15 protein-coding genes are annotated in these 17,144 nt (G+C 52.3%); 6 read left to right on the top strand and 9 right to left on the bottom strand.

The window, feature by feature from the left end:
• Nucleotides 1-337 precede the first annotated feature (337 nt).
• The 9 genes from LKD37_RS01305 to LKD37_RS01265 all read right to left on the bottom strand — a co-directional run bounded on the left by LKD37_RS01305 (nucleotide 338) and on the right by LKD37_RS01265 (nucleotide 7,906).
• Entirely contained in the window at nucleotides 338-886 is a 549-nt protein-coding gene (locus tag LKD37_RS01305; RefSeq protein ID WP_302927599.1) for a hypothetical protein, read from the bottom strand.
• Nucleotides 883-1,737, bottom strand: a complete 855-nt coding sequence (locus LKD37_RS01300; RefSeq protein WP_302927598.1) for a metal ABC transporter permease — start codon at nucleotides 1,735-1,737, stop codon at nucleotides 883-885. The genes LKD37_RS01305 and LKD37_RS01300 overlap by 4 nt, the downstream gene beginning before the upstream one ends.
• A complete protein-coding gene (locus LKD37_RS01295) occupies nucleotides 1,734-2,447 on the bottom strand; it encodes a metal ABC transporter ATP-binding protein (RefSeq protein WP_302927597.1) in 714 nt (237 codons plus the stop codon). Before LKD37_RS01295 ends, LKD37_RS01300 begins: the two co-directional genes overlap by 4 nt.
• A gap of 12 nt (nucleotides 2,448-2,459) precedes the next feature.
• Nucleotides 2,460-3,962 (bottom strand): metal ABC transporter solute-binding protein, Zn/Mn family, encoded by a 1,503-nt coding sequence (locus LKD37_RS01290; RefSeq protein ID WP_302927596.1) that lies wholly within the window; start codon nucleotides 3,960-3,962, stop codon nucleotides 2,460-2,462.
• Between the two features lie 125 nt (nucleotides 3,963-4,087).
• Nucleotides 4,088-4,384: a hypothetical protein gene (locus tag LKD37_RS01285; RefSeq protein WP_302927595.1), complete on the bottom strand. Its 297-nt coding sequence runs from the start codon at nucleotides 4,382-4,384 to the stop codon at nucleotides 4,088-4,090.
• A gap of 21 nt (nucleotides 4,385-4,405) precedes the next feature.
• Nucleotides 4,406-4,801, bottom strand: coding sequence for a Fur family transcriptional regulator (locus LKD37_RS01280; protein ID WP_302927594.1), 396 nt, complete (start codon nucleotides 4,799-4,801; stop codon nucleotides 4,406-4,408).
• Between the two features lie 616 nt (nucleotides 4,802-5,417).
• The gene (locus tag LKD37_RS01275) at nucleotides 5,418-6,260 is read right to left on the bottom strand and encodes a DegV family protein (protein ID WP_302927593.1); all 843 of its coding nucleotides are present in this window, start codon (nucleotides 6,258-6,260) and stop codon (nucleotides 5,418-5,420) included.
• 5 nt (nucleotides 6,261-6,265) lie between these two features.
• Entirely contained in the window at nucleotides 6,266-6,718 is a 453-nt protein-coding gene (locus LKD37_RS01270; protein WP_256283894.1) for a MarR family winged helix-turn-helix transcriptional regulator, read from the bottom strand.
• Between the two features lie 450 nt (nucleotides 6,719-7,168).
• Nucleotides 7,169-7,906: a hypothetical protein gene (locus tag LKD37_RS01265; RefSeq protein ID WP_302927592.1), complete on the bottom strand. Its 738-nt coding sequence runs from the start codon at nucleotides 7,904-7,906 to the stop codon at nucleotides 7,169-7,171.
• A gap of 409 nt (nucleotides 7,907-8,315) precedes the next feature.
• On the opposite strand from LKD37_RS01265, the gene LKD37_RS01260 reads away from it, so the two are divergent.
• The 6 genes from LKD37_RS01260 (at nucleotide 8,316) to LKD37_RS01235 (ending at nucleotide 17,101) form a co-directional block, all read left to right on the top strand.
• Entirely contained in the window at nucleotides 8,316-9,365 is a 1,050-nt protein-coding gene (locus LKD37_RS01260) for a LacI family DNA-binding transcriptional regulator (RefSeq protein WP_302927591.1), read from the top strand.
• Entirely contained in the window at nucleotides 9,366-11,117 is a 1,752-nt protein-coding gene (locus LKD37_RS01255; protein WP_302927590.1) for an alpha-glycosidase, read from the top strand.
• An 84-nt stretch (nucleotides 11,118-11,201) separates the two neighbouring features.
• The gene (locus LKD37_RS01250; protein ID WP_302927589.1) at nucleotides 11,202-12,503 is read left to right on the top strand and encodes a sugar ABC transporter substrate-binding protein; all 1,302 of its coding nucleotides are present in this window, start codon (nucleotides 11,202-11,204) and stop codon (nucleotides 12,501-12,503) included.
• A gap of 92 nt (nucleotides 12,504-12,595) precedes the next feature.
• Nucleotides 12,596-13,903, top strand: coding sequence for a carbohydrate ABC transporter permease (locus tag LKD37_RS01245; RefSeq protein ID WP_302927588.1), 1,308 nt, complete (start codon nucleotides 12,596-12,598; stop codon nucleotides 13,901-13,903).
• Complete coding sequence (locus LKD37_RS01240) at nucleotides 13,900-14,781, top strand: sugar ABC transporter permease (RefSeq protein ID WP_302927587.1); 882 nt, start codon at nucleotides 13,900-13,902, stop codon at nucleotides 14,779-14,781. The genes LKD37_RS01245 and LKD37_RS01240 overlap by 4 nt, the downstream gene beginning before the upstream one ends.
• 13 nt (nucleotides 14,782-14,794) lie before the next feature.
• Nucleotides 14,795-17,101, top strand: coding sequence for a glycoside hydrolase family 31 protein (locus LKD37_RS01235; RefSeq protein ID WP_302927586.1), 2,307 nt, complete (start codon nucleotides 14,795-14,797; stop codon nucleotides 17,099-17,101).
• Nucleotides 17,102-17,144: the final 43 nt, after the last annotated feature.

The raw sequence follows: 17,144 nt of genomic DNA, 5'->3' as shown, positions 1-17,144 counted from the left end.
AGAGGCAGAAGAAACAAAAAAGTGCCTGAAGATGTTCATCCTCAGGCACTGTGTTACTCATTCACTGTAATTGCTTGGTGGCAATTCTGAAACTTACATAAACATTATAGCAGGGATTCTACCATTTCGCAAGTGGAACCTTGAAAGTTCTTGCTATAGGCTGAATGCTGCAAAGTCAATGCTCATATACGGTGAAGAAGCAGATGACAAAGATATAGTCAAAATGCCTCACTATCACACCGATAGTCAGTTCCATAGCAAAACAGGCAGCTCTCGCCAACTCTCACGCAGAAATGCGACTTAGGCGGAAAGCTGTCTGTTTTTGCAGGAGGCTGCGTTATTGCCCAATCATTTCCGCATCAACCAGCCGACAATATCGGATGTCTCCTTCCTCATATAACTCAAATGTACCACTAACCGTAATCTCGCTGCCCAGCTCCGGATAATCATCCGGATAGGTATGCTTACCGGTCAGTACAAACTCCAATCCCTGTGAGCAGCAAGCCATTGCATCGCCAATGATACAGGTGAAGTATTGGGCTTTCGTATCAGGGTTTTCGTAATATACAAATTGTCCCGTCATTTTAATGGTTTTTCCAATATAATCACCGGGGGCGTTCATCATATTATAGATTTCGGAATATACCATTGTACTGCTAAGCCTTGTGAGGTCAACATCAACACCGTCTGTGCTTTGCGTTGGTTCAGAGGCTGCAGGCTTAGACTCCGATTTCTTTTCTGAGGGCTGTTTTTGTGAAACAGAAGCCTCTGGCGCTTGGTTATCGGCTGAATCAGCTGCAGCAGTCACTTTATCTTTTTCACCTCCGCAGGCGGCGAGAGGTACAAGAGTTAGGGCAATCAGCAAAACACACAATAGTTTTTTCATCTGCGAACACCTCCCAATACCGTGCCTGCCAGCCACGACAGACCGAAAGCGCCGATCTGAACGGCGACGATGGTGGAACCTACCGGCGTACCGGCGAGAATGGACGCCAGAATGCCGAGCAGCGCACAGAAAACCGAAAGGACTGCCGCGCAGATGGTCACGCTGCGAAAGCTCTTGAACATCCGCATGGCGGACAGTGCCGGGAAGATCACCAGTGCGGAGATCAGCAGGGAACCCACAAGGTTCATCGCCAGCACGATGATGACCGCAACGACGACGGCGATCAGTAGGTTGTAAAGCCCTGCCTTCGTGCCGGTCGCCCTTGCGAAGCTCTCGTCAAAAGTCACGGCGAAGATCTTATTGTAGAACAGGATGAACACCGCTACGACCAGCACCGACATTCCCACGCACAGCCATACCTCTGCGGGGGACAGCGTCAGAATGGAGGTGGAGCCGAACAGCGTGCTGCACACATCGCCCGAAAGATTGGACGAGGTGGAGAAAATGTTCATCAGAAGATAGCCGATGGCCAGTGCCCCCACCGAGATCATGGCGATAGCGGCGTCGCCCTTGATTTTCGTATTCTGCCCGGTGCGCAGGAGCAGCACGGCGCTGAGGATGGTAACGACCATGACAAGGGGCATCTTGTTGGTGATCTGCAGCACGGCGGCAATCGCCATTGCACCGAACGCCACATGGGACAGACCGTCACCGATGAAGGAAAACCGCTTCAGCACCAGCGTCACGCCCAGCAGGGAGGAGCAAAGCGCGATCAGCACACCGACAATGAGCGCATAGCGGACAAAGGGATATGCCCAATAGAGAGCCAGCTTTTCCAAGATAGCGGTCATTGGCTGTCACCGCCTTTCTTCACGTCAAACAGCCGCCCTTGCGAGCTTTGGAGATAGTCCGCCCTTGTCCCAAAGAAAACAGTGTCGCCAATATGCAGAATATGGCTGGCGTATCGGACGGCGGCAGCCACATCGTGAGAAATCATGATCACGGTGATGCCGTCCTCACGGTTGAGCTTTTCGATGAGCGTATACATTTCCGCCGTCACCTTGGGGTCAAGCCCGGAAACAGGCTCATCAAGAAGCAGCATTTTTTGTGTGGCGCACAGCGCGCGGGCAAGCAGCACCCGCTGCTGCTGTCCGCCGGACAGCTTCCGATAGCACCGCCTTGCAAGCCGGGTGATCTGCATTTTCTCCATAGCCTCCGCCGCAAGTTTCTTTTCTTCTTTGTTATAAAAAGGACGGCTGCCGCAGCGTCCCAGGCACCCGGAGAGAACGATCTCTCTCACGGATGCCGGGAAGTCCTTTTGTATCACTGTCTGCTGCGGCAGATAGCCGATCTCGTTTTTCCTCAGCCCATCGCCCGTCAAAATTCTGCCGCTGATGGGCATCTGCAAGCCGAGGATCGTTTTCATAAGGGTGCTCTTGCCGGATCCATTTTCCCCTACGATGCAGAGGTAGTCGCCTGCCAGGAGCTCAAAGGTGAGGTCTTGGAGAACGGGTCGTCCATCGTAGCCGGCACAGAGATTTTGACAAGTGAGCTGAGCCATAGACCTACCTCCTTACCCCAACGCTTCCTTCAGCACGGAGAGATTCTTCTCCATAACGGAAAGGTAGGTGGCGCCGTTTGCCACGTCCTTGGAGGTGGTGGACTGCATGGAATCCATGGTCAGCACCTTCTGATTCTTCCCGGCGGTGTTCTGGACGATGGTTTCCGCGATCCTGTGCTGTGCGCCCTCGATGGTCAGCACGCAGGGAAGTCCCAGCTCATCCACCTTCTTAGCAAGGAACGAAACGGTTTCAAAGCTGGCTTCGGTTTCGGCGGAGCAGCCCGCAAAGGCGGCGTAGTAGCGCAGACCGTAATCGTCCACCAGATAGCGGAACGGGAAACGGTCGCCAAACAAAACGGTCTTATGGGTCGCACCCTCCACAGCCGCCTTATAGTCTGCGTCAAGGGCGGCCAGCTTGTCCTTATACGCCGCGGCGTTGGCGATATAGGTGTTCTTGTTGTCCGGGTCGATGGCACACAGCGCATCCGCAAGCGTCACGCAGAGTGTCTGGGCGTTCTTCAGGGACAGCCAGACATGCTCGTCCTTTTCCTCCCCATGGTCGTGCCCCATCAGCTCATCAAGGATGTCCTCTGCGGAAAGCGCGTCCTTCACAAAAAACGGATTGGTCTTGGCGCTCATCAGCGCATCGAAGCCGTCGTTGCCGAAGTAGATATGGAAATGCTCCGCCTCACCCGGCTCGTGGCCGTGGTCGTTGAACTGCACATATTTGGGCGCATCGGCACTGGTGGTTTCGAACTGATAGCGGACGCTGCGGATCTTGCCCTCGTCATCCAGCTTCGGCTGATAACCGGCATAGGTGTATTCAGCGGAAACGGTTTTTCCGTCTGCATAAGTGAATGTGATCGTGTTCCCGTTGATAGATATCTTCTCGGCGTCGCATTGCCACGAGGTCTTGTACTTCTCCAAATAGGTGTCCTTTGTGGTCGAGCTGTCCTCGTCCTCCTCCGCCCTGTGTTGGCAGAATTTGTCCAGGTCGCCGTTCAGCAGATAGGGGTGCAGGGATTTCCACGCACCGGCGAAATCCGAGAGGGTGCGATCCTTGATGTCATCCTCCGTGAGCTGTTCATCGTGGCTGTGACCGTGACCGTCCTCCTGCATACCCTCAACCGTCTCCTCCGTTTTCACGGAATCACCCAGCACCTCCAGCAGGTTGATGACCTTCATTTTCCTGTTGGCGGCGTTTTTCAGAGCATTTTCCACCCAGCCGTCGGACTCGCCGCCCACATAGACGAAGAGGTCGCAGTCGGAGATCTTGACAATATCATCGGCGGTGGGCTGATAGCTGTGCAGGTCAACGCCGTTATCCAGCAGCATGGTGACCTCGGCATTATCCGCCTTGTCGCCCAGGATCGCCCTGACCCAATCGTATTCGGGGAAGATGGTCGTGACGACCTTCAATTTGCCGGCTTTACCGGTATCCTTCGGCTTTCCGCAGCCGGCAAGGACGCCGGCCAGCATCATAAGCGCAAGCAGCAGCGCAGTTATCTTTTTCATAGGCTATATGTACCTCCAGATTATAATAAGAACGTAAAAATGGGCGCAAAAATACAAGGGTGACGGCAACACCGCGAAAGCCTATCCGAAAACGGATAGACTACACCCTTGTAAATAGTTCTTATTTAATCTGAAAGCTTGACCTTGAGTGAAACCAGAGTAAACGTGCGGACAACCTCCGCGCAGAAGGGAATGACCCTGCACGGGGCATACCTGACCGCCGCGGCGAAAACCGCAGCAGCACCGGCAAGCCCAATGCTCTTGAGCAGATTTTCACAGACCTGCAGCTGGTGGCAGATGGCGCAGTCCTCGCCGGAGCAGTTGTGGTTGGCTTCGACCGCAATATAGACAGCGGAGGACAGCATGACAGCCGCCAGCACGGCTGCCAGCAAGCCTGTGATCAAACGAGATTTCTTTGTCATAGCCTGTCCTCCTTCCAAATACTATTCATCCCGGCAATCCGCGCAGGTGCCATAGAGAACCGTGTCGGCGGCGTCCAGCGTGAATTGCTCACTCTGCGCCAGGTGCTTTGCAAACAGGGCGGCGTTGCCGCTTGCCATGTGAAAGGTTCTGCCGCATTTTACACAGCTCATGTGCAGCGCACCCTTGCAGCTTTCGGTGTCAAGGTACTGAAAGTAGACCTCCCGCGTGCCGCTCTTGCTGCTGCGCCGCACTTTTTCTTCCGTCTCTAACTGTGCAAGGTTCCGATATACGGCGCTGAGGCTGATTTTTTCATCCGCCAGTGCGTCCGCAATTTGCCGTGCGGACAGCAGCTCATCCGGGTGCCGGCTCAAATAGGCAAGCAGAGCCTTCCGCTGCTGCGTGCTGTAACTGGACAAGTCACCACGCCTCCAATTTGCAATTCATTTGCAAATCAGTATACACAAGGAAAGCAGAAAAGTCAATATGCGATTTATTCGCAAATTAAACGCTTTCAATGAACGCCGCCGTGTAAAAGCACAACGGAAGCATCCGGCAGATTTTGGACTGAGGGTTTTTATCGTCTTTGCCAGGAGCCCCGCCTAACTGCGGTAATGGTGCACAGCGGCAGTTTTTTTCTCAAATGCTTTATGCTAATGTGTCCCAAAAGCGTGTTTGAGATTGCACTAACAGTAGAAGCATGGCAAGCCGAGAGGGCGGTATTAGAACAATTATTTTTTCGATGCTTTCCGGAATTGCCTGCATTGTTTACGTAACCGATAATCGTGGTGAATAATACAACTTCCACCTTATCAATCAAGCCCTCGAAACACGAACGGCGGGACGGGCTTTACCGTCGCGCCGCTCTGCTTTTTCAGCGGTCGAGGTCCTGCCTGTGCGTAGGCTGCTCTTTGGGGTTTTCCTCCCGCAGCATTGCGCAAACGCCCTTCTGCACCACCGTTTTATTTGACGATGGTGCGGAAGGGCCATACCTTTATTGCAGCTTCTTCAATCGCTATTGTTCCGTTCTGCCTTTTATCTATTCTTGAAAAATGCCACCACAACGGCGCCGGGACCGAGGTGTGTTCCGATCACGCTGCCCACCGTTGTGTAGCGAACCTCCCGCAAATGCCCCTCCCAAATGTGGCGGCTGTCCTCTATGTACTTCAATAAAAGCGCATCGGAAAGTCCGCTGTAGCCAAGCAGCACCGGCTTGCTGAAATCAATGCCGCCCGCCTCATTGATCTCCTGAACGAGCAGATTGTTTCCCATCTTAGAGCCGCGCGCTTTTCCAAGCAGATGTATTTCATCGTCGGTGACGGAGATCACGGGCTTGATGTTCAGTATCCCGCCGGCAAATGCGGCTGTCTTTGAAATGCGACCGCCCCGTTTGAGGTATTCGAGGGTATCCACCAAGGCAACAATGACAATATTTTTCTTCTCTTCCTCCAGAGCCTTCGCAATTTCCTCTGCGGAGGACCCCGCGTCCAAAAGCCGGAACGCAAGCTCTACAAGGATGCCGGTCCCCATTGCCGCGCTTGCGCCGTCCACAACATAGATGTTTTCATATTCCGCCGCCGCAATTACGGCGCCTTGATACGTGCCGGAGAACTTGGACGCAAGGGTGATGACAACGGCGGCTTCTCCCGCCTGCCTTGCCGTTTCAAACGCGCCGATGAAGTCGTTCGGGGTTGCCTGACTGGTGGTGGGCAGTACATCGCTCTCGACCAGCTTTTCATAGAAGGTCTTGTGGTCGATGGTCACGCCGTCGATATATTCCTCCTGACCGAAGTGAACGGTGAGGGGAACCGTATAGACCCGCTCTTTGATCTCGGGGACCAGGTCCGCGGTGGAATCAACAATGATCCTTGTTTTCAATTGCATCACAGCTCCTTTTCTTCACTGTTTTGGACGATAGCCTCAAGGCTTCTGCTGATGGTGGATAGACAACGGTAGAATTCGATCCTTTCATTCTCCGTGAGAGCATGGCTGATCGTTTCAAGAATGCCGCCGATCTTCTCTGCAATTCTTTTGCCGGCATCCCGCCCCTTATCCGTCAGAAGCAAGGGGCTTTTGTACCGTTTGGCGCCGGTGTCACGCAGAAGAAAGCCGTTGGTCTCCAGATAGTCCACCGCACGGGAAATGGTCGCCTTGTCCTCCTCACAATGCTCGCACAGCTCCGCTGAGGTCACGCTTCCCAGCGAATAAACGTAGTACAGACAGGACACATGGGCGCTTCTGAGGTGATAGTCGGCCATCTCCTGATTTTTGATTTTCCGTATGTCGCGGCTGATTCTGTTGATCAAAACTGTAAAGGTTTCAAATCTCTCCTGCATGACTGTCCTCCACTTCCATAAATGTTGAAGTCTCAACAAAAGAACTTTAACACAGAGATGTTGAAATGTCAACATGGTCCCTGTATAGCTTCTGTTCTTTGATTGTGGCATCCCACGGCGCGAGGTGGCCTCGGCGCAGTTTTCGTGTTACTCACCAAGAGGAAAAAAGCGGGACGCCGAGAATCCCGCAAAGCCCCGCCGGAATTGCTCCGGTGAGGCTTTGCTTTTGACCACATAAAATGCCATAGGCAGATGTGGAACACAAAGTGTTAGGAAAGGGATTAAAATCAAGAGGAAACCGCTAAAAGCGGCTAAGAAGTTCAGGAAAGTGTTGCGGTATCACAAGTTCCGCAGGTTTCTGACGAAACGCCTCCAGTAGCGCCAAATGCTGCGCGTGGGCGCAGCATCGGCACGATGTTGATTTTATACTATCAGAATATCACCTTTCCGTCAAAGGGGGCAGATGCCGCTTTCGCAGCCGGTGTTGCCCCAGATGGAATTGTACAGCTCGCACAACCGGCTGTCGATCTCCGTAAGACGGTTGTAGTCGGCGATCAGCGCGTCCTTTTCCGCGTCGGTCAGGAAGCCCAGGCTGCGGATGAAAGCGGCCTCATCGTAGTTGTCGAAGTCGTAGTCGTCCGGAAGATCAAAGTACGCTTCATCTACCTTGTCCCACAGGTCGGCGTGCTTTTCGCAGACGCGGTCATACTCCTGCTCCAGGGTGTCGATCTCATCCAGCACCTTGGGGTCGGCCTTTTCCAGTGCCTTCTCGTAAAGCGGCATATTGTCGCAGTCGGGCAGCTGAGCGTACAGTGCCTCCATCTCAGCGTCAAGGCCGTTCAGCTCCTTGATGTCCGCCAGAAGCGTTTCCTTCTCCGCTTCCGTCAGGGCGTTGGTGCTGCGGATAAACGCTGCTTCGTCAAAGTCTGTGAAGTCGTAGTCGTCAGGCAGGGCGTTGCAGATTTCGTCCAGCTTTTCCCACAGCGCTGCGTTTCTTTGGAAGATGGCGTCGCTCTTCTCTTCCACCACCTCGATCTGCTCCCAGATGGCGTCCTCGTTCTCGGTTGCAATTTTAGTAACAGGCTCCATTGGTGCGGGTGTGGCGGCAAAGGCGGAGGTTGCCGTACCGATAGCCGATACCACCAACGCCAGGGCCAGTGCAAGGCTCCAAATCGTTTTCTTTTTCATGGTATGTTACTCTCCTTTTTTTAATCATTTTGGTTGAGCGTCAACCTTGATTGTAGTATATAGGAGAACGCCAAATACTTCCCCCGCAAAAGTGCATGGAAAGTGTCACAAAAATGCCACAGGCCGCACGCAGCCTTGAGCAGCCCCATATTGGGTCGGCAACTGTCTCACAATGCAGTACCAATAAATGGGGGGGTCTCCGTGTGTCTGCATTTATGTGGCTTTTTTTGAAAGCTCGGCCTGTCATTCTTCGTCGTCAAAATCTGCGCAGTGTCAAATTGGCACAAAAAATCCAACAGAAAATATGCATCTTGACAAAGTGTACAAAATTTCTTGACAAACACAAGAGCAATATTGTACATTATATCTGTGAGGTAAAGCGGTTAACAAAGTGCGCAGAAAGTGTGAAATGATGGAAAAACGAGCAACACTCCGGGATATTGCAAAGGCTGCTGGCGTTTCCGTGGCTTCCGTTTCTAATGCGATCAACGGAGTAGACAAAATCTCTGAAGAAACCAGAGAAAGAATATATCAGGTCATGCAGGACATGGACTATCAGCAAAATCTGGTGGCTAGAACGCTCTCCAGAGGGGTTTCGGAAATGATTGGCTTACTGCTGCCTATTACAGAAGAAGATTCCAGTACAAGCCTGCTTCTTCGGGACAATCCCTTCTACGGCGAGATTGTCAGCGGCGCAGAATATGAAGCTTCCGCGCTTGGGTATGACATTCTTATCAAAGGCATCCGTCCTGGGGAGAGTTGCCGAGATTGGGTCTGCAAGCGCAATCTGGATGGAGCGATCTTCATTGGCAACTATACTGATCTGATCTCGGAAGAGATGCAGAGCCTCGGAAAGCAGCTTGTTTTGGTTGACTGCTATGACAAGGGGACGCAGGTTCATTCCAACATCGGGATCGATGATGAAAACGGCGGCTATTTGGCGACAAAATATCTGCTAGAAAACGAGCATAAGCGCATCGCGCTTGCTTCGTCAAGCATTATAGTAGACGGACCCATCCGCCGCCGGTATCTTGGCTACAAAAAGGCCATGAATGAAGCAGGTATCGCCGATGTGGAGGATTTGGTCTTCCATGACGCGCTTTCCTTTGACGGCGGCTATCGGATCGGCCGGCGTCTTCTCGGCAGGCCAGACATTACCGCCGTGTTTGCGGTTGGCGATATTATGGCTTTCGGCATAATGAAAGCAATGTATACGGCCGGAAAACAGATTCCTGACGATTTATCCATTGTGGGCTTTGATAACACGAAGGGGTGCGAATTCTCCATGCCCGCCTTGACTTCCGTCGACCAGCCCGTGTATGACCGGGGACGAATGGCAGTCCAAGCTCTGGTTTCGGCAATTCGTGACGAAAAGTGTTCACTGACCCGGCGAACACTTCCCGTTTCGCTTGAGATAAGAAGTTCTGTCGCACCGCTATTGGCAAAGGGAGGGATGTAGATGAACAGATCCGCTGTTTTCCACAGGACCTATTCGGAGTATAGCTTCGCCACGGCTCCTGACCGGGTGGTGATTCGCCTACGGGCGGCCAGAGGCGATTTGGATGCGTGCCATATCTGTTATGGCGATCGGATGGACCCCAACAGCCCAATCGCCGTCACGCGCGAGCAAATGGCCGTTCGGTTTACAGATTCCCTGTTTGACTACTATGAAGCGATCTTTGATCCGAAGGTAACCAGACTGTGCTACTACTTTGAATTGAAGAAGGGTGGGGAAACCACATTCTATTATAATGACGGGTTCTTTTCGGCGCCCGATGAAAACCGCCAGCTCTATTACAATTTCCATTACATTCGCATCGAGGACATGGCGCATGTGCCGGACTGGTTCAAAAGTGCGGTCGTGTATCAGATCTACCCGGATAGCTTCGCCTCATCCCAAGGCTATATTGCAGGACAGGAAAAGCATGTAGTGTACGATGGAAAGGTCTTTTCATCACGCCATGGGGGCACCCTTCGTGGGATATGCGATAATCTGCCATACCTGAATGAGCTTGGAATTGACTGTATTTATATGACGCCGATTTTTGCAGCGAACAGTTGGCATAAATATGATACGGTGGATTATTTTGAGATCGATCCCTGCTTCGGAACAAAGGAGGACTTCCGGATGCTGGTAGATGCCTGCCATAAAAAAGGGATCCGCGTCATATTGGACGGCGTTTTTAACCACTGCGGGCCAGATTTCTTTGCGTTTCAGGATCTGCGTGAAAACGGCGCGGCTTCGCCCTACAAGGATTGGTTCTATGTGCAAGAGTTTCCTCCGAAGGGCGGGCCAAGGCCAAACTACGAGTGCTTTGCTTATGTGGATTCCATGCCAAAGCTAAACACAGGAAACCCTGAGACAGCTCGGTATCTTCTGGAGGTTGGCACCTACTGGGTTCAGGAGTTTGATATTGACGGATGGCGGCTGGATGTTGCCAATGAGGTCGATCACGACTTTTGGAGGCAGTTCCGAAAAGCCATTCGGGCGATCAAGGCTGATGCAGTATTGATTGGGGAAATTTGGGACGATGCAAGATCGTTTCTGGAAGGAGATCAGTTCGATTCCGCGATGAACTACAATTTGATGTTCGCCATTGTTGATGCAATCGCCAACGGAAGATTGACAGCCTTGCAGTTTGCTCAGCGGATTTCTTACCTTCTCATGCGCTATCAGGAGCCTATTCAGGCGGCGCAGATGAATCTCATTGACAGCCACGATATTCCGCGTTTTCTTTCTCAGGCAGGCGGAAGCCGCGATAAACTGAAGCAGGCCGTGTTGTTTCTGCTGACCCATACTGGCGTCCCGATGGTTTTCTATGGCGACGAACAAGGTCTATCCGGATGGCATGAGAGCGAGTACCGCCGACCAATGGATTGGTCGGATCCGGCGTCTGATTTGTTTGCGTTCTATCAGAAAGCCATTCGGCTACGAAGGAATTACACGGCGGCGATCCGTTCGGGATATCGGATCCTGAGCGCGGATGAGGACGTGCTGACATATTGCTGTGTGCATCATTCTGAGGGCTTCTTGGTCGTCATGAACCTCTCCGATCGGCACCAGTACCGGAGCATCCTTGTCCCACAGGCTTTAAACAGGGTGCTGCAAAGTCCTGTAGATTATTTCACTTCCGAACGGTACAGCACAGAGGGCTCCATGCTCATGCTGGAACTAGCGCCCAACTCCGCCGTTCTGGTTCCCACTTTGTAAGCATATTTTTTTCTTTTGTTAATCGGTTAACTGTAATCTAAAGCGGAAACGCTTGAGATAAAAAACAAAAATGGAGGTATACCAATGAAAAAACCAAGAAGACTTCTTGCGTTCCTGTTTGCTGCTGCAATGCTGTTGTCCCTGCTGACCGCCTGCAGCAAAACGCCCCCCACTCCTGCCCTCGCAGAAAACAACAGTAAGCCATCCATGAGTGATTCAGAATCCATGGATTCTTCTACGCTCATGCCTGAGGACGGCGCTGCACTCAAACTTTGGTTTGACAATGACGCCTACAATGAGAAGATCGTTGAGCTGTGGAATGCCAAATATCCCGGTGTTGCCCTAACCGTTGAAAACGTTGGAACCACCGACGCTCGACAGAAAAATGAGCTGGACGGCCCGACAGGTTTGGGCGCAGATGTGTTTGTCATGGCACACGACGGTGTAGCCGTTTCCGCCCAAGCCGGCACCATTCTGGAGATCGACAAGCTGTCCGATGACATCCGAAGCGCCTTCGTTCAGAATGCAGTTGATGCGGTTTCCTATGAGGGAAAGACCTTTGCGTTCCCCTTGTCCATGAAGACGATCGTCATGTTCTACAACAAGGATCTGGTGGACATGCCTGTCGACACATGGGCGGAGATGAAGGCTTTTGCCAAGGAGTTCAACGATCCGGCCAAGAACAAGTTTGCCTGCTTGTGGCAGGCTGTGGAGCCTTATTACGCTCATGGTTTCTTGGGCGGCTACGGCTATGACCTCTTCGGGCCTGAGCATAATGACCCGAACCAGCTTGGATGGGACACCAAGGAGGCCGCGGAGGGCCTGGCCTTCTATAAGACGCTGCGTGACGATGTTTATCCTGTCGCCTCCGCAGACGCTACCTGGGATGCAATGAACACAATGTTCTCTTCGGGTGCAGCCCCCTATGTTATTACCGGTCCGTGGTCCATTGCGGACTTTACAAATGCCGGTGTCAACTTCGGCATTGCTCCCCTGCCGAAGATGGACAACGGGATCCGTCCCAAAACACTGTCCACTGTGGATACCGTCTGCGTCAGTGCCTTCACAAAGTATCCCGTTGCGTCCATGCTTCTCGCCCAGTTCATCGCAACGGACCCCGATTGCCTGAAGCTGCTGTATGAAACAAAGAACGAGCTCTCCGCCAGCATAGAAGGCCAGAAACTGGACTTCTATGTCAATGATCCTTTTATGAGCAGCATTGCCGTCGCCGTCAACGACGCGCTGCCGCAGCCCTACATCCCCGAGATGGCCAACGTTTGGTCTCCCTATCAGAAAGCGGTTATCGCCGTGTGGGACAATCTGCAAACCCCCGAGGATGCGCTGGCTTCCGCCAAGGATGAGTTTTACAGCTCGCTGGTGCAGTAAAACGGACGCCCTGTCATAGCGTTTCAGAAACTACAGCAGTATTCCGGGGCGGGGTTCGCCTGCCCCGGAAACGGAAAGGAGACCAAATGACGATGCGTCGAAGCAAAAAGTGGAGAGTCGGGCTCGCATCCGCTCTGATCTGGGGGTCCGGCCAACTATGGAACAAACAGTATGTGAAAGCCTTGTTCTTTTTCCTTTGTCAGGTGGGGTTGGTGCTCGCGCTCCCTTCTCTTCGGCACGGGCTTTGGGGCTTGTTCACACTGGGCGAGACGGAGATGATCATCAACGGCTCTAGTGTCACGCAAGGGGATAACTCCATTATCCTCTTGATCCTTGGCATTCTATGGGCCCTGGTCACAATCCTCTTCATTGGCGTCTATATTGGGAACATCCGCGACGCGATCAATGATCGGGGGATTTTGGAGAGGGGGGAGCCGTTGAAAAACGTCGGAGAATGGATACACGACTTTCGGGAGAAATCCTTCCCCTACGCGATGCTGACACCCGCCGTAATACTGATTGCCCTGTTCGTGGTGGTTCCCATCACGTTCGGGTTTCTGATTGCCTTTACAAACTACTCTGCTCCCAACTATCTGCCTCCAAGGAGCCTACTGGATTGGGTGGGCTTTCGGAACTTTACAGACATGTTCAAGCTCCCCCTATGGAACGATACGTTCTGGGGCGTCTTGCTCTGGACACTTATCTGGGCTCTTGGCTCCACTGCAACCTGTTATTTTGGCGGCTTGGGCATGGCCATTCTCGTGAATCACCGCCGGGTTCGCGGAAAGAAGTTCTGGCGTACGGTATTCATTCTGCCTTGGGCGATTCCCGGCATGATCTCGCTGCTGATCTTCCGCAATATGTTCAACGGGCAGTTCGGCCCAATCAATACCTTTCTAAGGAATGCCGGGATCATAGCGCAGAACATCCCGTGGCTTTCGGACGCAACGCTGGCAAAGATTGTCATCTTTGTTGTGAACTTCTGGCTTGGCTTCCCATATTTCATGACGATGATGTCCGGCGTTATGACCAGTATCTCTCCGGAGCTTCTCGAAGCCGCCAGAATTGACGGCGCGACTCCGCGGCAGGAATTCCGGCACATCACGCTTCCCATTGTGCTGTTTTCTACGGCGCCGCTGCTCATCATGTCTTTTGCGATGAATTTTAACAATTTTAATGTCATCTATTTCCTGACGAACGGCAATCCGATCAACCCGGAATACAAGTTCGCAGGCTCCACCGATATCCTGATCACCTGGATTTATAAGCTAACCAATGACAACCGACAATTCCAGATGGCAGCGGTTATGTCCATCCTCGTGTTCGTCGTGATCGCCACGATCTCTACATGGAACTTCCTGCGAACAAAATCTTTCAAAGAGGAGGATATGATGGGATGAAAAGCACTGTGTCGAGTTCCCATGCAGAAGCCTTCGTAAAAGCGGGGCGTGTTTTTACAAACGCAATGAGCACCGTCTTAATCTACGCTATGCTAATCGTTATGGCGCTTGTGGTGCTGGTTCCCATCGTCTGGATCGTAGGCGCTTCCTTCAATCCGCAGAGCAGCCTGCTTTCCGCCACAGCCTTCCCGGAGAACCCGACGATATCGCACTACATCAAGCTAATCAAGGAGACAAAGTTCCTTGCATGGTACGGCAACACCCTGAAGATTGCATCGATCAACATGGTGCTTTCCGTAATCCTTACATCCACGACCGCTTATGTTTTTTCACGGTTTAGATTTCCGGGAAAGAAGTTCGGCCTGCTGAGCATACTGATTTTGCAGATGTTTCCCAGCTTTATGGGAATGATGGCAATGTATAATATTCTCTGGCAGCTGAATCTGCTAAACACGCATTTCGGTTTGATTCTGACCTATGCTGCGGGACAAATTCCATACAACACATGGCTTGTAAAGGGGTATCTTTCCAATATCCCGCGAAGTCTGGACGAGGCGGCGCGGCTGGACGGTGCCTCAAACCTCCGCATCTTCTGGCAGATCATCCTGCCGCTGATTAAGCCGATTCTTATCTTCGTGGCACTGTCCCAGTTTATTGCCCCCTGGATGGACTTCATCTTCCCGAGAATGATCCTGTCCAGCCCGGAGAAGAAAACCCTTGCCATCGGCCTGTATGATATGATAAACGCCAACACCAACAACAACTTTACGACCTTTGCGGCAGGAGCTGTGCTGGTTGCTGTGCCGATTACGTTTTTGTATGTGTGCCTGCAAAGGTATTTGATCCACGGCGTTACGGCCGGAGCAAACAAAGCATAAAAGAGGAGGATCTATGGATCAAAACCCGCAGCCGCACGGGGCGCACATCTTTCACAGGCGCTTCTGGCGGGTCACAGTGTTGACCTCTATGCTCTTCCGGATTGAATTCGACCCGGCGGAGCTGTTTGAAGATCGGATGAGTCAGATTGTGACTGGCCGCAGTTTTGCCAAAACACCATACACTGTTTCCGCGCAGGATGGGCGCATTCAGATATCCACTGCGGACGCAGCAATCTGGCTGAATGAAACCCGTTTCCGGTTTTCTGCGAAATCACCCTGCACAGGGGCAATTTGGAATTATGGGGATCCTCTGCACAATCTGGGTGGTACGGCCCGCACGCTGGACATGGCAGATGGCGCTATCCAGCTGGAGGACGGTATTTTCTCAGAGGAGGGCATCGGCCTTCTGGAGGACAAGAGTTGTGTATTTACAGCATCCGGCGTTCTGTGCTCAAGGTGCTCCGATGCAGCGGACGTTTACCTTTTCCTCTATGGAAAGAATTACTCCAGAGGATTACAGGACTTCTATCGGCTTTGCGGTGCGACTCCGCTGCTGCCGCGATACGCATTGGGAAATTGGTGGAGTCGCTTCTGGCCCTATACACAGCAGGAATATCTGACGCTGATGGATCGCTTTGAGAGCGAACGCCTGCCATTTTCCGTTGCCGTGCTGGACATGGACTGGCATCTTACCAGTGTACCGGACGGATATAATTCATGGACCGGCTATACATGGAACCGAAAGCTGCTCCCGCGCCCAGCTGAATTACTGACACAGCTCCATGCCCGTGGCAAGCATGTAACGCTGAATCTACACCCGGCAGCCGGAGTCCAGCCGTTCGAGCAGCGCTATGCACAAATGGCGCAGGCCATGGGGCTGGCTCCTGATGCGCAAAGAACAATCCCTTTCGATTTTACGGACATTTGCTTTCGCAATGCATACTTTTCCGTCCTGCTTCACCCCATGGAGCAGGAGGGTGTCGATTTTTGGTGGATTGATTGGCAACAAGAAGCCGAATCCAGAATCCCCGGGTTGGATCCTCTGTGGCTTTTGAATCATTATCATTTTATAGAGGCCGCACGCCATGGAAAGCGGCCTCTGATTCTTTCCAGATACGCAGGACCAGGATCTCATCGCTATCCTGTTGGATTCTCAGGAGATACGGTAGTGTCCTGGGAAAGCCTGAGATTTCAGCCATACTTCACCTCAACTGCGTCTAATATCGGCTACGGCTGGTGGAGTCATGATATCGGTGGACACATGGATGGTATCCGAGATGATGAGCTAATATGCCGTTGGATGCAGTTCGGCGTTTTTTCCCCTATCAACAGACTACACAGCACCTGCAACCGCTTTGCCGGGAAGGAGCCATGGCGTTTTCGTCACGACATCCGGGAAATCATGGGAGGCTTTCTTCGGCTGCGGCACCAGATGATTCCTTATCTTTATACCATGAACCACCGTTGCCACACAGAGGGAATCCCTCTGATTCGACCGATGTACCACGGATTTCCGAAGGAAGAAGCCGCGTATTGCTGCCCAAACCAGTATGAATTTGGGTCCCAAATGATTGTTGCGCCAGCCGTTTCCCCCTGCTGCCCGAAGCTGGAAATGGCGGGGACGGACGTCTGGTTGCCGCCCGGAACGTACTATGATTTCTTTACCGGCGTACGCTATGTCGGCGGGCGACGGCTGCGGGCATTCCGTCCGCTTTCCTCTATTCCGGTGTTTGTAAGGGCCGGCGGAATCATTCCAACGGCCAAATTTCACTGTATTGATGAAAACCCCAAGCAGCTTTTCCTGCGGATTTATCCCGGTGCGGACGGATGCTTTACGATGTACGAAGACGACGGTATTTCAAGCGCCCCCGGTGCGAAAACACAGTTCCTTCTTTTCTGGAAACAGGGGCATTTCGTCATCAGAGCGCCCGGACGGCATCCTTTTTTACCCCGAAAACGGGCCTTTACTCTTTGCTTCTGCGGCATAGTCGTCAAGGAGGCGACGGTTCGCTGCGGTTTGTCTGAGTATAAAGTGCGCTGCATTTATGACAACACACTAAAAGGGAGCTTGGCAGAGATTGCAGAGTCAGAAACAGATCAGGATGTCCATGTATTTATTCAAGACTATTTATCAGTTCAAGCGGAGATTCGGAGGGAAAATCTATTTTGCCTGCTGCAACGGGCGCAGATAGAAACAAACCTGAAGGAGTCGGTTTTCAATGCCTTAGAAGCAATCGGCTATCGATTCTTTCCCCAAAAGCTGAATTCGCTCCCCACTTCGCTCCATGAAGCCATCGAGGAAGTGCTTGGTCTCTACTAATTCGTGTGTCAATCTTTTTTCCCGGCAAGCATTCCGCCTCGGG

Origin of the sequence: Brotocaccenecus cirricatena, assembly GCF_020687045.1 — a bacterium.
Classification (GTDB): Bacteria; Bacillota; Clostridia; order Oscillospirales; family Oscillospiraceae; genus Vescimonas; species Vescimonas cirricatena.
Note: the sequence above shows the minus strand (reverse complement) of the source record. Positions and strands in the feature narration are given on the sequence as shown.

Coding starts and splice junctions, on each gene's coding strand:
- LKD37_RS01240 (WP_302927587.1), top strand. CDS start 13,900: ATGAAAAGCACTGTGTCGAGTTCCCATGCAGAAGCCTTCGTAAAAGCG.
- LKD37_RS01270 (WP_256283894.1), bottom strand. CDS start 6,718: ATGCAGGAGAGATTTGAAACCTTTACAGTTTTGATCAACAGAATCAGC.
- LKD37_RS01235 (WP_302927586.1), top strand. CDS start 14,795: ATGGATCAAAACCCGCAGCCGCACGGGGCGCACATCTTTCACAGGCGC.
- LKD37_RS01290 (WP_302927596.1), bottom strand. CDS start 3,962: ATGAAAAAGATAACTGCGCTGCTGCTTGCGCTTATGATGCTGGCCGGC.
- LKD37_RS01295 (WP_302927597.1), bottom strand. CDS start 2,447: ATGGCTCAGCTCACTTGTCAAAATCTCTGTGCCGGCTACGATGGACGA.
- LKD37_RS01300 (WP_302927598.1), bottom strand. CDS start 1,737: ATGACCGCTATCTTGGAAAAGCTGGCTCTCTATTGGGCATATCCCTTT.
- LKD37_RS01255 (WP_302927590.1), top strand. CDS start 9,366: ATGAACAGATCCGCTGTTTTCCACAGGACCTATTCGGAGTATAGCTTC.
- LKD37_RS01260 (WP_302927591.1), top strand. CDS start 8,316: ATGATGGAAAAACGAGCAACACTCCGGGATATTGCAAAGGCTGCTGGC.
- LKD37_RS01305 (WP_302927599.1), bottom strand. CDS start 886: ATGAAAAAACTATTGTGTGTTTTGCTGATTGCCCTAACTCTTGTACCT.
- LKD37_RS01285 (WP_302927595.1), bottom strand. CDS start 4,384: ATGACAAAGAAATCTCGTTTGATCACAGGCTTGCTGGCAGCCGTGCTG.
- LKD37_RS01245 (WP_302927588.1), top strand. CDS start 12,596: ATGCGTCGAAGCAAAAAGTGGAGAGTCGGGCTCGCATCCGCTCTGATC.
- LKD37_RS01250 (WP_302927589.1), top strand. CDS start 11,202: ATGAAAAAACCAAGAAGACTTCTTGCGTTCCTGTTTGCTGCTGCAATG.
- LKD37_RS01265 (WP_302927592.1), bottom strand. CDS start 7,906: ATGAAAAAGAAAACGATTTGGAGCCTTGCACTGGCCCTGGCGTTGGTG.